Annotated in this window: 13 protein-coding genes; 5 read left to right on the top strand and 8 right to left on the bottom strand. The window is 73.6% G+C overall.

From position 1 onward, the window contains the following. Positions 1 to 8: 8 nt before the first annotated feature. Positions 9 to 320: a DUF8847 domain-containing protein gene (locus IE265_RS02605; protein WP_190033608.1), complete on the top strand. Its 312-nt coding sequence runs from the start codon at positions 9 to 11 to the stop codon at positions 318 to 320. Positions 321 to 422: 102 nt separating this feature from the next. After that, positions 423 to 1,595: a C40 family peptidase gene (locus IE265_RS02600; RefSeq protein ID WP_190033607.1), complete on the top strand. Its 1,173-nt coding sequence runs from the start codon at positions 423 to 425 to the stop codon at positions 1,593 to 1,595. Positions 1,596 to 1,608: 13 nt separating this feature from the next. Here IE265_RS02600 and IE265_RS02595 read toward each other — a convergent pair whose 3' ends face one another. After that, positions 1,609 to 2,517 (bottom strand): GlxA family transcriptional regulator, encoded by a 909-nt coding sequence (locus IE265_RS02595; protein WP_190033756.1) that lies wholly within the window; start codon positions 2,515 to 2,517, stop codon positions 1,609 to 1,611. A gap of 139 nt (positions 2,518 to 2,656) precedes the next feature. Here IE265_RS02595 and IE265_RS02590 point away from each other — a divergent pair, with 139 nt between their 5' ends. After that, positions 2,657 to 3,250 (top strand): MBL fold metallo-hydrolase, encoded by a 594-nt coding sequence (locus IE265_RS02590; protein ID WP_190033606.1) that lies wholly within the window; start codon positions 2,657 to 2,659, stop codon positions 3,248 to 3,250. Positions 3,251 to 3,661: 411 nt separating this feature from the next. On the opposite strand, the gene IE265_RS02585 is transcribed toward IE265_RS02590, so the two are convergent. From IE265_RS02585 to IE265_RS02565, 5 genes are read right to left on the bottom strand one after another with little or no spacing between them, the layout of a single operon-like run. Continuing rightward, positions 3,662 to 4,915: a styrene monooxygenase/indole monooxygenase family protein gene (locus tag IE265_RS02585; protein WP_190033605.1), complete on the bottom strand. Its 1,254-nt coding sequence runs from the start codon at positions 4,913 to 4,915 to the stop codon at positions 3,662 to 3,664. 50 nt (positions 4,916 to 4,965) lie between these two features. After that, positions 4,966 to 5,637 (bottom strand): GTP-binding protein, encoded by a 672-nt coding sequence (locus IE265_RS02580; protein ID WP_373302892.1) that lies wholly within the window; start codon positions 5,635 to 5,637, stop codon positions 4,966 to 4,968. Further along, on the bottom strand, positions 5,618 to 6,019 hold the full coding sequence (locus IE265_RS02575) for a DUF742 domain-containing protein (protein WP_190033754.1): 402 nt from the start codon (positions 6,017 to 6,019) through the stop codon (positions 5,618 to 5,620). The genes IE265_RS02580 and IE265_RS02575 overlap by 20 nt, the downstream gene beginning before the upstream one ends. A gap of 5 nt (positions 6,020 to 6,024) precedes the next feature. Further along, positions 6,025 to 6,525: a roadblock/LC7 domain-containing protein gene (locus IE265_RS02570; protein ID WP_190033604.1), complete on the bottom strand. Its 501-nt coding sequence runs from the start codon at positions 6,523 to 6,525 to the stop codon at positions 6,025 to 6,027. Beyond that, complete coding sequence (locus IE265_RS02565; RefSeq protein ID WP_190033603.1) at positions 6,522 to 9,500, bottom strand: nitrate- and nitrite sensing domain-containing protein; 2,979 nt, start codon at positions 9,498 to 9,500, stop codon at positions 6,522 to 6,524. Before IE265_RS02565 ends, IE265_RS02570 begins: the two co-directional genes overlap by 4 nt. A 357-nt stretch (positions 9,501 to 9,857) precedes the next feature. On the opposite strand from IE265_RS02565, the gene IE265_RS02560 reads away from it, so the two are divergent. Next, complete coding sequence (locus IE265_RS02560; protein WP_190033602.1) at positions 9,858 to 10,643, top strand: protein phosphatase 2C domain-containing protein; 786 nt, start codon at positions 9,858 to 9,860, stop codon at positions 10,641 to 10,643. Positions 10,644 to 10,926: 283 nt separating this feature from the next. On the opposite strand, the gene IE265_RS02555 is transcribed toward IE265_RS02560, so the two are convergent. After that, positions 10,927 to 11,457, bottom strand: a complete 531-nt coding sequence (locus IE265_RS02555; RefSeq protein ID WP_190033601.1) for a MarR family winged helix-turn-helix transcriptional regulator — start codon at positions 11,455 to 11,457, stop codon at positions 10,927 to 10,929. A gap of 226 nt (positions 11,458 to 11,683) precedes the next feature. After that, positions 11,684 to 14,101 (bottom strand): endopeptidase La, encoded by a 2,418-nt coding sequence (lon, locus tag IE265_RS02550; RefSeq protein WP_190033600.1) that lies wholly within the window; start codon positions 14,099 to 14,101, stop codon positions 11,684 to 11,686. Between the two features lie 174 nt (positions 14,102 to 14,275). Here lon and IE265_RS02545 point away from each other — a divergent pair, with 174 nt between their 5' ends. After that, the gene (locus IE265_RS02545) at positions 14,276 to 14,953 is read left to right on the top strand and encodes a GNAT family N-acetyltransferase (protein ID WP_190033599.1); all 678 of its coding nucleotides are present in this window, start codon (positions 14,276 to 14,278) and stop codon (positions 14,951 to 14,953) included. The last annotated feature ends 123 nt before the right edge of the window (positions 14,954 to 15,076 follow it).

Raw genomic sequence — 15,076 nt, 5'->3', positions numbered from 1 at the left:
CTGGGCCGGTGAAGAGCGAAGACACCACCTTCGAGGGCGGTCCCCTGGACGGCCGGGTGCTGCCCGTGCTGCTCGGCCCGACCGGGCACCCGCCCAAGGTCTACCGCGTCCCGGTGCCCGACCACGCGGGCGGTCCGCCGACCGTGCTCGTGTACCGCCGTGTGCAGGCGGCCACGAGCAGACGGCTCGGACTGCACCTGGGATGGAAGTACGTCTACGACCCCGAGGGCGACAGCCGCGGGCGCCGCCGGCCGTGGTCCCGGCGGCGCTCCGGGCCAGGCGCCACGCCGCCGCGCGGGCCGGACGACACCCACGGGTGACCTCGTGGGGCCGAACCGCCCACGGTCGCCGGGCGGACCGCTCGCGCGCGTCCGATGCTCGCGGTAAGGAGCGGACCCGCCGCCCCGCCCGGAGGTGATGACGTGTCAGGAAGGCTACTGCGACTGGTCTGCACGGCGGCGATCGCGGCCGGAGCGGTCCTGGTTCCGGCACCGGCCACCACGGCCGCGCCCGAGCCCGTCGGCGACACCGCACGGGAGACGGACGGCGCCGCCGCGCCCGCCGGCGAACGCTCCGTCGCCGAACTGCTCGGCGAACTCCAGCGGTTGTACCGGGAGGCGGAGAAGGCCACCGAGGCGTCCAACGCCACGGAGGAGGAGTTGAAGCGGCAGCGCGCCGAGGTCGCGCGGCTCAACGGGCGGCTGGCCACGGCCCGGCTCTCGCTCCAGGACAGCCGCGGCGCCGCGGGGCGCCTCGCCCGGCAGCAGTACCAGGGCACGAGCGAGATCTCCTCGTACGTACGCCTGCTGCTCGCCCGCGACCCGCAGCACGCCCTCGACCAGGGGCATGTGATCCGGCAGGTCGCGACGGAGCGGGCGGGCACCGTCCGGCGCCTGGCCGGGAGCGAGCGGCGGACCGACGGGCTGGCACGCGCCGCCCGCAAGGCCCTCGACGACCAGCTCACGCTGTCCGAGCGGCGCGCGAAGGACCGCGACCGCGTACGGGAGCGGCTCGGGGACGTGCAGGAACTGCTGGCCTCGCTCAGTGCGGAGCAGATCTCCCGGGTCGCGGAGCTGGAGCGGGCCGGGGTCGCCGAGGCGCAGGAGAAGCTCGTCGCGTCGGGGGCGCTCAGCAGTGCCAGGCCGCCCACACGGGCGGGCGGGGAGGCGGTGCGCGACGCGGTCGAGCAGATCGGCAAGCCGTACGAGTGGGGCGCGGAGGGCCCGGAGGCCTACGACTGCTCGGGGCTGACCTCGCGGGCCTGGGACCGCGCGGGGCGGCCCATCCCCCGGACCAGCCAGGAGCAGTGGGCGCGGCTGCCCCGCGTGGGACTGGACGAGTTGCGCCCGGGCGACCTGGTCGTCTACTTCCCCGAGGCGACGCACGTGGCCCTCTACCTGGGCGACGGGATGGTGGTGCAGGCGCCCCGCCCCGGCGCGAAGGTCAAGGTCTCCCCGATCGCGGCGAATCCGGTCCTGGGCGCCGTCCGCCCGGACCCGGACGGTGAGCCCCTGCTCCGGTACACGGCACCGGAGCTCCCCCCGGGCGCAACGGACGGTTCGGACGAGGGGTACGGCCTGCCCGCGCCGCGGTAGCGGCGGGCGTGCCTCAGGGGGAGCCGGTGAAGGCGCGGCGGTAGGAGCTGGGCGGCACTCCCCGGCGCCGTACGAACTGTTCGCGCAGTACGGCGGCGCTGCCGTACCCCACCCGGCGGGCGATCTCCTCGACCGGGAGGTCCGTGGTCTCCAGGAGTTCCTCCGCCCTGCCCAGCCGCAGGTTCCGCAGCCACGCGTGCGGGGTGGTCCCGGTCGCGGCGGTGAAGCGGCGGGCGAAGGAGCGCCTGCTCATCAGGGCCCGGTCGGCCAGTTCCGTGACCGGCAGCGGCTCGTGCAGATGCCCGCGGGCCCACTGGAGGACCTCGGCCAGCCGTTCGTCCCGGCTGTCCTCGGGCACGGGCGTGGCCAGGTACTGGGCCTGCCCGCCGTCCCGGTGCGAGGGCAGCACCACGTCCCGGGCGACCGCGTTGGCCAGCGCGGCGCCGTGCTCCCGCCGAAGCAGGTGGAGGCACATGTCGAAGCCCGCGGCGGCGCCCGCGCCCGTGACGACACCGCCCTCGTCGACGTAGAGCGCGTCGGGCTCCACGGCGACCTCGGGGTGGCGTTCGGCGAGGAGGCCGGCGAACCGCCAGTGCGTGGTCGCCCGCCGGCCGTCGAGCAGTCCGGCCCGCGCGAGCGTGAACGCCCCGACGCAGTGGGCCGCGACCACCGAGCCGCGCGCGTGCGCCGCTCGCAGCGCGTCGAGCACGGCGGGGGCCGAGGGCTCACGGAATCCGGCCCCGGGCAGGGCGATCAGCAGATCGGCGTCCGCGAGCCGGTCCAGGCCGTGCGCGACGGAGAGCGGCACACCGCAGTCCGTGGGCACCGCTCCGGGCCGGTCCGCGCACAGGGCGAGGTCGAAGCCGGGCAGCCCCGCCCCGTGCGGGCCGAACACCTCGGCGACGATCCCGACGGCGAGCATGCCGACACCGGGAGGGACGTACGCGGCGACGGTTCCGAAGGCGGGCACGGGCGCAGTCTCGCACGGTTGGCACGAATCCTGCGATGACAGGCATCCGTGCCACTCGTGGGGCGCCGCCGTTCCCGGAAGGATCCTGGTCATGACAGACGCACCGCTCGGCCGCAGCGCCGTGCACAAGGTTCTGACCACCGGTTACGTGGGATCCACCGGCCCGGGGGTCGCCGCCACCGTCTCGTACGTGTCCGACGCGGGACGGCACGTGGTCTTCGACCCGGGCATGGTGGCGAGCCACGACGACATCCTGGCCCCGCTCGCCGAACTGGGGCTCGGCCCCGACGACATCACCGACGTGGTGCTGAGCCACCACCACCCGGACAACACCATGAACGTCGGCCTGTTCGGCCGTGCCCGGGTGCACGACCACAAGGTGGAGTACCGGGGCGACCAGTGGACCAACCGGGACGCGGAGGGCTACGAACTCACGCCGTCCCTGCGGCTGATCCGCACCCCCGGCCACAGCCCGGAGGACATCACGCTGCTCGCGGGCACGCCGTCGGGCGTGGTGGCGTTCGCCGGCGACCTGTGGTGGCACGCGGACGGCCCGGCGGACGACCCGGTGGCCCCGGACCGCGAGGTGCTGAGGGCCTCACGGCTGCGGGTGCTGGCCGCGGCGGACCTGGTCGTGCCCGGCCACGGCGCTCCCTTCGAACCCACCGCCACGACGCCCCGCTAGCCCCGGGCTGCGGGCCCGGCCGCCGGCGCGGCGTCACCGGGCGCCGGATCAGCCTGCGCGCACGGGTCCGCCGGGTCCGCCGGGGTCCGTGAGGGGCTGTCGGGGCTGGTTCGCGGGCGCCGGGTGGGGCGGGCCGCCCCGCACGGGCCGACTCGACCGCGGGTCAGTGGGGCAGCGCCGAAGATGCTCGGTCAGCGAGGCTTCGGCGGAACCGGGCCCGTGAGGGGTTCAAGTCCACGGAAGGTGCGGACGGGGCCCCCTCCTCCCCCAGTGGACCCGCCGGCACACGCGGGTTTCGCTCCAGGGTCCGCATCGCGCGCCGGCCTGCCGGGGCCCTGGCCCGCTGGGAGCCGGACCCGGCAGGCCGGACGACGACGGGTACCGGGAGCCCGGCCTCGGGTCGGAGCGAGGTCAGGCGCCCGTGACCGACTCCAGGTAGGCGCCCGTCTTCTCCGGGTCGTAGAAGAAGTTCTCGAAGTCCGACGGGTCGTTGAAGCCGTTGGCGAACCGGTTCGCGACCGGGGGGAGCTGGCCGGCGGCGCCGATCAGGTTGAGCACGTGCTCCGGCGGCGCGCCGAGCATGGCGTTCGTCCACTTGGTCACGTGCTGGGCCGTGTCCCAGTACCGCTCGAACGTCGCGGTCATCCAGGCCTCGTCGAACTCCTTCTCGCCCTGCGCGAGGATCGAGTCGAGGTACGAAGCCGCGCACTTGGCGGCCGAGTTGGAGCCCTGTCCGGTGATCGGGTCGTTCGCCACGACCACGTCGGCCACTCCGAGGACCAGGCCGCCGCCCGGCAGCCGGCCGATGGGGTTGCGGACCGTGGGCGCGTAGCGCCCGGCCAACGTGCCGCCCGCGTCGGTGAGTTCGACCTTGGTGGCGCGCGCGTACTCCCAGGGCGTGAACCGCTCCATGAGTTCGAGGGTCAGCGAGAGGTGCTCCGCCGGGTCCTTGACGCCCTGGAAGACGTCCAGCGGGCCGCCGGGCACGCCCTCCCAGAACAGGATGTCCGCACGGCCCGAGGTCGTGAAGGTCGGCATGACGAACAGCTCGCCGACACCGGGGACGAGATTGCAGCGCACGGCGTCGTAGTCCGGGTGCTCCGGGCGCGGGCCGAGTCCGTGGACGTAGGCGACGGCGAGGGCGCGCTGCGGCTCCGTGTACGGGGAGCGGGAGGCGTCGCGGCCGAACATGGAGACCAGTTCGCCCTTGCCCGCCGAGACCAGGACGAGGTCGTACGTACGGGCGAAGTAGTCGAGGTCGGAGACCGCGGCGCCGTGGATGACGAGCTGGCCGCCGCGCTGCGCGAACGTCTCCATCCAGCCGGCCATCTTCACCCGCTGGTCCACGGACTGGGCGTAGCCGTCGAGCCTGCCGACCCAGTCGATCGCGCGCTGCGAGGGGCCCGGGTCGAACGAGCCGGGAACGGCCACCGAGACGCCGAGACCCTCGATCCTCGGGGCCTGCGACTCCCAGAAGTTGAGCTGGAGGTCGCGCTCGTGCTGCAGCGCGGTGTCGAACATGCACTGGGTGGACATGACGCGGCCGGTACGGATCTCGTCCGCCGTCCGGTTGGACATCAGGGTGACCTCGTACCCGTGCGACTGGAGTCCGAGGGCGAGTTGGAGTCCGGACTGGCCGGCTCCGACGACGAGTATCTTCCGCATACGGCTGGTGTCTCCTACTCGGTGCTGCTCGGGCGGAACGGCCGCCCGGGCTACTCGGGACTGACGTCGAGCGCGTGGCCGACGAGCGCCAGCAGGGTCTCGATCACCGAGAACCTGTGCCGCGCATCCATGATCATGACAGGTATGTGCGGGGGCACCGTGAGGGCCTCGCGCACATCCGCCGGCTCGAACCGGTCGCTGCCGTCGAAGTGGTTGACGGCGACGACGTACGGCAGCCCGCAGCTCTCGAAGTAGTCGAGGGCGGGGAAGCAGTCCTTCAGACGCCTGGTGTCGGCCAGCACCACGGCGCCTATCGCCCCGCGCACCAGGTCGTCCCACATGAACCAGAACCGCTGCTGGCCCGGGGTGCCGAACAGGTAGAGCACCAGGTCGTCGTCGAGCGTGATGCGCCCGAAGTCCATGGCCACGGTCGTGGTCAGCTTCTCCGGGGTCGAGCTGAGGTCGTCGGTGTCCTCGCTCGCACGGGTCATCAACGCCTCGGTCTGCAGCGGAGTGATCTCCGAAACGGCCGTCACGAGGGTGGTCTTGCCCACTCCGAAGCCGCCCGCCACCACGATCTTCGTGGCGATGGGGGCGCGCGTACGGTCCTTCTGCCAGGCCTTCAACTCCTCTTCGGGTATCGCCGCTTCGGGCGATGCCGGGGAGTCGGAGGATCGAGAGCCATCGGCGACGCGGGAGGCGTCAGAGACGACGGAGTCCACTCAGCACCCTTTCCAGCAGGGCGCGGTCCGGCTGTCCCGGTCCGTGCCCTGTTCCGTACACGCGGATCTTTCCCTGGTCCGCCAGGTCGCTGAGGAGGACCCGGACCACGCCGAGCGGCATCTTCAGCAGGGCGGCGACCTCGGCCACCGTCCGCATCCGGCGGCAGAGTTCGACGATGGCCCGCAGCTCGGGCATCCCCCGGGGCGAGAGGGAACCGTTCTCCAGTTCCGGACGCTCCTGCGGGGCCTCCAGCGCGGCCACGAACGTCTCGACGAGCAGGACGTGCCCGAAGCGCGTGCGGCCGCCGGTGAGCGAGTAGGGGCGGACCCGGGCGGGTTTGCGGTCGCCGCCGCGGACCGGGAGCCTCGGGGTGCCGCTCACGTCGCTCACTTGGCCGCCTCCATCGTCGGGGCTTCCAGTGACTGGCGCAGCTCACTGCGGAGTTCGGGCGTCAGGACGTGTCCGGCACGGCCCACGAAGAGCGCCATGTGGTACGCGACGACACTCATGTCGCAGTCGGGGGCGCCGTGCACGCCGAGCAGCGAGCCGTCGCTGATCGACATGACGAACAGTCCGCCGTCCTCCATCGCGACCATCGTCTGCTTGACGCCGCCGCCGTCCATCAGCTTGGCGGCGCCGATGGACAGGCTGCCGATGCCGGAGACGATCGTCGCCAGGTCCGCGGCGGAGCCCTTGGGCCCGGTGCGTTTCTCCGTACCGCCGCGTTCCTGCGCGTTTCTCCCGGGGTCGGAGGAGAGCAGCAGCAGACCGTCGGAGGAGACGACCGCGACCGACAGCAGTCCCGGCACCTCCTCGACGAGGTTCGTCAGCAGCCAGTGCAGGTTGCGGGCCTCACTGCTCAGTCCGAAGGTACTGGGCGCGGTCAACTGCTTGCCTCCTCGACAGGGTCCCCCTTGGTTTCTACGGCATGTCCGGCGCCCGTCTGGAGCTCCGACGTCTGTTCGGCGATCTCCGCTTCGACATCGCGGCGGCCGTCGTTCGCGCCCCGGTGGAATCCGCCGAGCCGGCGCCGCAGCGCCTCGGCGTCGACGGAGCCCTGGCGCGGTCTGGCGGCCGTCGTGGGCGCGCTGACCCTCGGGGTCCGCTTGGGCAGTCCCTTGTCGGTGACCCGGTCCTCGGGTTCCTGCGGCGCCTGTGCCGCGTCGGGGGTCCGCTCATGGGCGTCGGGGCCGATGGCGTACGGGTCGGCGTGCGGCGCGGCCGGCGGGGTTCCGGCCCCTGGCGCGGGGGCTCCGCCGGGGTCGGGGGTGTGCTCGTCCGGGAGCACCGGGGCCATGAGCACCATGGTCGTCTCGGGCCCCGAGGGCGCCTCGGGGGCCGCGGGCTCCGGCGACTCCTCGGCCGGCGTCGCGGCCCGCTCCCCGGGGCCCGCCTGTCCGGTCCGGCCGCCGTCCGCCGCGGAGTCACGGGGCACGGAGTCGTCGGTCCCGGAGTCGTGGGTCGCGGAGTCGTGGGTCGCGGAACTGTCGGTCCCGGAGGCACGGGCCGGCGAGTCGTCCCGTACGGGCTCCGCGGGGGCGGTGTCCGCCTCGGGCTCGGTGTCCCCGCCCGCGTCGCGCAGGGAGTCCTCCGCCGCCGCGATCAGCGGGTCACGGCCCGGACGGCCGTACAGCACGTTGGAGTTGACCTCGGCGTCCGCTCCGGGGAGGGACATCGCGGCGGCGCCACCTGCCGTGCGGCCCGTGCTCTGCGAGGGCACCGCGACGGCGGGCGCGGCGGCGAGCAGCGTCCTGGGCAGCACGACGACCGCCGTGATGCCCCCCTGCTTCTGCTCGCGCAACTGCACCCGCACACCGTGCCGGTGGGCGAGCCTGGCCACGACGTACAGGCCGAGGCCGAGGCCCTCGCCGCTCTCCTGGTCGTACGCGTCCTCGGGGTCGAACTCCGCGAGGCGGGCGTTGAGCTGCGCGAGCCGCTCCCCCGTCATGCCGATGCCCTCGTCCTGGACGGAGAGCATGACCTCGCCGCTCTCCAGCAGCCAGCCGGAGACCTCGACGGGGATGTCGGGGGGCGAGAACGACGAGGCGTTCTCCAGGAGTTCGGCCACCAGGTGACTGATGTCGTCCGCGGCGAACCCGGCGATGTGCGCGTGCGGCGGCAGCGCGGCGATCCGCACCCGCTCGTAGCGCTCGATCTCGCTGACCGAGGCGCGGACGACGTCGACGAGCGGTACGGGGTCGCGGTGCTGGTGGCCGTGCTCCGCGCCGGCGAGGACCAGCAGGTTCTCGCTGTGGCGGCGCATGACGGTGGCGAAGTGGTCGAGCCGGAACAGGGTGGCGAGCCGGTCGGGGTCCTGCTCGCGCTCCTCGAGTCCCTCGATGACACCGAGCTGCCGTTCGACCAGGCCGAGAGTGCGCAGGGCGAGGTTGACGAACGTGCCGTGGATGCTGTGCCTGACCTGCTCCAGGTGCGCGGTGGTCTCGGTGAGTCCGGTGCGCAGCGCGTCGCGCTCGTCGGCCATCTTCTGGCGCTGGCCGATCAGGTGCTTGCGGTCGCCCTCAAGGGACGACAGCCGGTCCTGGAGCGCCCGGGCGTGCGCGTGGAGCGCGTTGACGGAGCGTACGACCTGGGCGAACTCGTCGTTGCGGCCGGTGAACTTGACCGGTTCCGCGGTCTCCGGGTCGGCCGCGAGGCGGGCGGAGCCCAGCCGCAGGACGGCCAGCGGGCGGGTGAGCGTCCGGGCCATGGCGGTCGCGACGCCCACGGCCAGCAGCATCAGGGCGCCGAGGATCGCGATCTGCAGCTCCAGCGCGGTGACGTCGTCGTCGCGCATCCCGGCGAGGTCCTTGACCCGGCCCGAGTTGAGCGAGGCCTCGACACCGCGCATCAGCTCGATGCGGGCGGACAGCGCCGCGTCCAGCTTCTTGGTGCTGGTGTCCCGCTCCGACTCGGAGAGCGTGGGCCCGTCGGCGAGGGCCGCGAGGTACTTCTCGGCGGTGGTGACGTCGGGCCCGGTCACCGTGGAGTCGAACGAGGCGCGGCCCGCCGCCGGCGAGGCGTCGCGGAAGTCGGCGACGGCCGCCTGCTCGCGCACGTTGGCCTGCTGCGCGGCGGCGCTGAGCGCGTCGCGCTGCTTGGTCGCGGCGGGCGTCGACACGGTGCTGGTGACGGGCAGGCCCGTGATCGGGTCCGTGGTCGTCTGTGTCGTGGTGGGGACGTTCAGGGCCGCGAGGAGCAGTCCGCGGGTCGCTGCGGCCTGCTGGACCGCGCTGTCGAGTTCGGCGAGGGCGTGCGTGCCGCCGCCCGCGCGGGGCGGCAGCCGCTCGGCCAGCTCCTCGGCGAGGGCGTGCAGTTCGGTGAGTACGGCGGAGTAGGCCCGGTGCGCCTCAAGGGCCGTGCTCTTGCCGGTGAGCGCCGCCCTGCGCACGGTGGCGATGCCGTCGAGCGTGCTGCGGAACGCCTCCGGGGCGTCGGCCTCCACTGCGTCCGCGCGCAGTTCGTCGACCTGCCGGTCGACCCGTGCGCTGCGCCGCTCGGAGGGGCCCTTGCCCTCGGGGCGCCCGGCGGCCAGGTAGGAGGTGACCTCGTCGCGCTCGTCCGCCAGCGAATGGGCCAGCGCCAGGGCGTCCTGGGTCCGTTCGGCGAGAGTCACCAGGTTCTGGGAATCGTTCAGCCGTCCCGAGTCGGCCAGTACGGACGGCGCGCCCGCGGCGGCGATGGCCGCTGCCACGACGGCGACGGCGATGATCAGCCGACTGCGTACGTGGGCGGGGCGACCGCGTCCCGCGGGGTCCGAAGGTCCTTGTGCCGCCGAAGGGTTCGGAGTGGGCCCGGAGGCTCCGTCCGAGACCGACTGCCTGCCTTTGCGCCGAGGCCGCATCTTCTGCACCGGTGCTCGCATTCTTGACTCGTACTCCCCATGGGCCCGGGTGACGATCCGTCAGCTCACGCGTCGTCCCGGTACGGCTCCCGACCCTCCCAGTGCCGGTGGGCAGGGGCCGTTCAACGCCTGACCCGCCACACGAAGGAGTGAACATCGCCGGGGAGCCGACCGGCAAGTTCCGGGGGCGCTCGCGGGACGGCGCCGCGGTGGGCCGGTTGGACGTCCACGACGACCGGTGGCAAGATGCGCCGCCACGCGGCGCCCGACTCGGTGATTACCTCCCAAAACAGGCGTCTGACCTGCTGGTCCGGGGCGGAGCGGCACCGGTCGCGGGCCTTTGGCGGACCTTGTGAAGGGGTCGTGCAGACTGGCCGGATGCGCTCGGAACTGATCTCGGTGGCCGGTGACCCCGCCCGCCCCGACGAGGACTACGCGGCGGTCGGGCTTCCGGCCTCGGGGCAGGGCGGTTCACTCGTCGTCCTGGACGGCGTCACGCCTCCTCCGGAGCCGGCCGGCTGTCTCCATTCCGTCCCGTGGTTCACCGCCCGGCTCGGAGGCGCACTGAGCGAACTGTCCGTTTCACGACGAGATTTGACGCTCCAGGAGGTGCTGGGGCGTGCCATCTCCCGCACCGCGGACGCCCATCGGGCCACCTGTGACCTTTCTCACCCGCGGACCCCTCAGGCAACCGTGGTGCTGGCCCGCTGGTCGCCCGATTCCGTCGAGTACCTGGTGCTCTCGGACTCGGTGCTGCTCACGGAGTCCCCCTCGGGGGCGGTGGTCCCGGTGCTGGACGACCGCCTGTCGCTCGTCCCCCGCGCCGCGCTGACCTCGCACGCGGTCACCGACGCGACCCTGCGCAACAAGGAGGGCGGCTTCTTCACGGCGGCGGCGGACCCGTCGGTCGCGGCACGCGCCGTCACGGGCACCCTGCCCCGGGCGGCGGTCCGTTCGCTGACCGCCCTCACGGACGGCGCGACCCGCTGGGTCGAGAAGTTCCGCCGCGGCGACTGGGCCGATCTGCACGCTCTCGTACGCGAGGAGGGCGGCCAGGCGCTGATCGACCGCGTGCGGGCCCTGGAGACCGCCGACACGGACCGCGAGTTCCTCGGCCGCTCGAAACGACACGACGACGCCACGGTGGTCCACATCGAACTCTGACCCCCGGAGCACAACCACCGGGCACCCCCCTCTCAGGGGCGCGAGGAACTGCGCGACCAGCCACGATCAACCGGCACCCGACAACCCATCCCCGGGGCACCCCCCTCTAAGGGGCGCGAGGAACTGCGCGACAAGCCCCCACCAACCCGCACCCGACGAGCAACCTCCCGAGGCACCCCCTCTCAGGGGCGCGAGGAACTGCGCGACAAGCCCCCACCAACCCGCACCCGACAACCCGCCCCACCGGGCAACCCCCCACCGGCCGAACCCCGGAGGCGCCGCCTCACCCCTCCACCCCCCGGTTCAACCGGTACAGCAACCGGGCCAACGTGGCCACGTCATCGTGCTCCCAGCTCCCCAACTCCCGCACGTACCGCGCCCGCCGCGCATCCCGCACCCTGCCGAACCGCTCCCGCCCCTCCTCGGTGAGGTGGACCAGCCAGGCCCGCCCGTCCGCGGGATCGGGCTCGCGGGCGACGAGCCCCAGCTCCTCCAGCGCACGCAGCTGCCGGGACATCGTCGCCTTGCCGACACCGATGTAGGCGGCCAGCTCCGTCGCACGCTGCCGGCCCCGCTCCTCCAGGCGCACGAGGAGGCCGTACGCGGAGGACTCCAGGTCCGGGTGCACCTCGCGGACCATCTCGCCGGAGGAGGCGCGGGCGCGCCGCAGGAGGACGGTCAGCTCTCGCTCCAGTGCGAGGAACTCCTCGCTCACTCCGCCCCCGCCGGGCTCGCCGGCGTTCCCGCCCCCGTCGCCCCCGTCGCCCTCGTCGCCCTCGTCGGCGTTTCCGCCCTCGCGCACATCAGCACCCATGACCCGGATTCCCGATCCCGAAAGTTTCCGCCACGATCCGCCATCGCCGCAGCTCGGCCAGTATTTCGCAGGTCGGGGCCGACGGCAGCCTCCACCCCCTCCGCCCGCCCGTCGGGGCGCGCCCCGGCACGGCCGACCGAGCGAAGCGCACGGCCGGGAGCCCGTACGCGAAAGGCCCGGGCCCCTCGTGGGAGGGACCCGGGCCTTCCTCGTCCGGAGGCGTCCGTCACGCCGCCACCGGAACCTCCGGGACGGCCGCGCCGGTCGCCGGGGACAGGGCGATCTCCAGCACCTGGCGGACGTCGGTGACCGCGTGGACGTCGAGCTTGTCCAGCACCTCGGCCGGGACGTCGTCCAGGTCGGCCTCGTTGCGCTTGGGGATCACGACGGTCGTGACACCCGCCCGGTGCGCGGCGAGCAGCTTCTGCTTGACGCCGCCGATCGGCAGCACCCGTCCCGTCAGGGACACCTCACCGGTCATCGCCACGTCCGTGCGGACCAGCCGGCCCGACAGCAGCGAGGCCAGGGCCGTCGTCATCGTGACGCCGGCGCTCGGGCCGTCCTTCGGAACCGCTCCGGCCGGGAAGTGGATGTGCACGCCCCGGTCCTTCAGGTCGCCGACGGGCAGTTCCAGCTCCGCGCCGTGGCTGCGCAGGAAGGAGAGCGCGATCTGCGCCGACTCCTTCATCACGTCGCCGAGCTGACCCGTCAGGGTCAGACCGGCCGCACCCGTCTCGGGGTCGGCCAGCGACGCCTCGACGAACAGCACGTCTCCGCCCGCGCCCGTGACCGCGAGGCCCGTCGCCACACCGGGCACCGCCGTACGGCGCTCGGCGGGGTCCTGGGCGGCCTCCGGCACGTGGTGCGGCCGCCCGATCAGTGCGCGCAGGTCGTCCGAGCCGACCGTGAACGGGAGTTCCCGCTCGCCGAGTTCGTGCTGCGCGGCGACCTTGCGGAGCAGCCGTGCCACGGACCGCTCCAGGTTGCGGACGCCCGCCTCGCGGGTGTACTCCCCGGCCAGCTTGCGCAGTGCGCCCTCGTCGAAGGCGACCTCGCTCTTCTCCAGGCCCGCCCGCTCCAGTTGCCGCGGCAGCAGGTGGTCCCGGGCGATGACGACCTTCTCGTCCTCGGTGTAGCCGTCGAGCCGCACGAGTTCCATCCGGTCGAGCAGCGCCTCGGGGATGGCCTCCAGGACGTTGGCCGTGGCGAGGAACACCACGTCGCTGAGGTCGAGTTCGACCTCCAGGTAGTGGTCGCGGAAGGTGTGGTTCTGGGCCGGGTCGAGCACCTCCAGGAGAGCCGCGGCCGGGTCGCCCCGGAAGTCGGATCCCACCTTGTCGATCTCGTCCAGCAGGACCACCGGGTTCATCGACCCGGCCTCCTTGATGGCCCGCACGACCCGGCCGGGCAGCGCGCCCACGTACGTGCGCCGGTGGCCGCGGATCTCCGCCTCGTCCCGTACACCGCCGAGGGCGACCCGGACGAACTTGCGGCCCATGGCGTGGGCGACCGACTCGCCGAGCGAGGTCTTGCCGACACCGGGCGGGCCGACGAGTGCGAGCACCGCGCCGCCGCGACGGCCGCCCACGACCCCGAGCCCCCGGTCGTTGCGCCGCTTGCGCACCGCCAGGTACTCGGTGATCCGCTCCTTCACGTCCTCCAGGCCGGCGTGCTCGGCGTCCAGGACCGCCTTCGCGCCCTGGATGTCGTACGCGTCCTCGGTGCGCTCGTTCCACGGAAGTTCGAGCACGGTGTCGAGCCAGGTGCGGATCCAGGAGCCCTCGGGCGACTGGTCGCTGGAGCGCTCCAGCTTCTCGACCTCCTTGAGCGCGGCCTCTCGGACGTTCTCGGGAAGGTCGGCGGCCTCGACGCGCACGCGGTAGTCGTCGGACTCCTCGCCCTCGGCCTCGCCGTTCAGCTCGCGCAGTTCCTTGCGGACGGCTTCGAGCTGGCGCCTCAGCAGGAACTCCCGCTGCTGCTTGTCCACGCCCTCCTGCACGTCCTTGGCGATGGACTCGGCGACGTCCTGCTCCGCCAGGTGCTCGCGCAGCTGCTCGGTGGCGAGCTTCAGCCGGGCCACCGGGTCGGTGGTCTCCAGCAGCTCGACCTTCTGGGCGGTCGTCAGGAACGGCGAGTATCCGGAGTTGTCGGCGAGCGCGGACACGTCGTCGATGGCCTGGACGCGGTCCACGACCTGCCAGGCGGCGCGCTTCTTCAGCCAGTTCGTGGCCAGCGCCTTGTACTCCTTGACCAGTTCGGTCACGGCACCGGGCAGCGGGTCGGGCACGGTCTCCTCGACCGAGACGCCCTCCACCCAGAGCGCGGCTCCCGGCCCGGTCGTGCCGGCGCCCACGCGAACCCGGCCGCGGCCCCGGATCAGGGCGCCCGGGTCGCCGTCGGCGAGGCGCCCCACCTGCTCGACCGTGCCGAGCACCCCGGTGTTCGCGTACGTGCCGTCGATGCGCGGAACAAGCAGCACCTTCGGCTTGCTTCCCCCGGTGGAACGCGCGGCGGCCTGTGCGGCCTCCACCGCGGCGCGCACATCGGCGTCGTTCAGATCCAGGGGCACCACCATGCCGGGCAGGACGACCTCGTCGTCGAGCGGCAGCACAGGCAGAGTGAGCGGTTCGGACGTCAAAGCCATGATCTCCCCTTCGGCATTCAAGTTGAGCTATGCCGACTCAATGCACATGAGCCCCTGAATGTTCCCCAGGCCCTGTTCGCTCTGAGCGATCACCCGGGACACGGCACCCCGAGAGCCCCGTAAAGTGCGGCAGGTAACACCTCAATACGCATGGCAACTATTACAGGAGTCCGGATGGACGCACTCGTGCGTGCCTGGGTCGACGGCTGGGTCGTCTCCCGGGGGGCCGCCCCGCCGGTGGCCACGCCCTGGGGGGTCACCGTGGACGTGGGGCAGCCGCGGCACGTCAGCCGGCACGTCGTGGGCGCGACCGGGCACGCGGTCGAGGAGTCCGCCGTCCGGGCGGTCGCCGGCGCCGTGACCGGGGCCGGCGTGTGGCTGAAGGTGTTCGACGAGCCGTCCCGGGTCGCGCCCTGGCTCGGCGCGGGCTGGTGGGTCGACCCCGAACCGGGCCACCTGATGTCCGCCCCGCTCACCGGGAGCGCCGTCCCGCCCGCTCCGGCCGGCTACCGGGTGCGCGTCTGGACCCGTTCGGGCGTCACCCGCGTCCTGGTCGCCGCGCCGGACGGCTCGTGGGCCGCGCGCGGCCAGATCGCCCCGACGGGCGGCACCGCGGTCGCCGACATGATCGAGACGGCCCCCGCCCACCGCCGCCGGGGCCTCGGCCGCTTCGTGATGGGCACGCTCGCGCACGCGGCCGCCGCCCGGGGGGCCGTGACGGGGGTCCTCGCGGGGACCCCCGAGGGCCGGGCGCTGTACGAGTCGCTGGGCTGGACGGTGGAGGCGGGACTGACGAGCGCCGCGTACCGGGGTACCGCCGACGAGGGCACGGGGGCCGACGGCAGCGGCTGAACCGCGCGGGAGCACAGCGCCCCGGGCGGCCCCACCGGGGTGCGGGCGCCCCTGGCGGCCCCACCGGGGTGCCCCGCGTCCGGGTGGGCCGCACCGCGAGAACCCCTGCCGACGGAACCGGTC

It is taken from the genome of Streptomyces fructofermentans (assembly GCF_014651055.1).
GTDB lineage: Bacteria > Actinomycetota > Actinomycetes > Streptomycetales > Streptomycetaceae > Streptomyces > Streptomyces fructofermentans.
The sequence above is the reverse complement of the archived record's forward strand: the minus strand, read 5'-3'. Positions and strand labels throughout refer to the sequence as shown.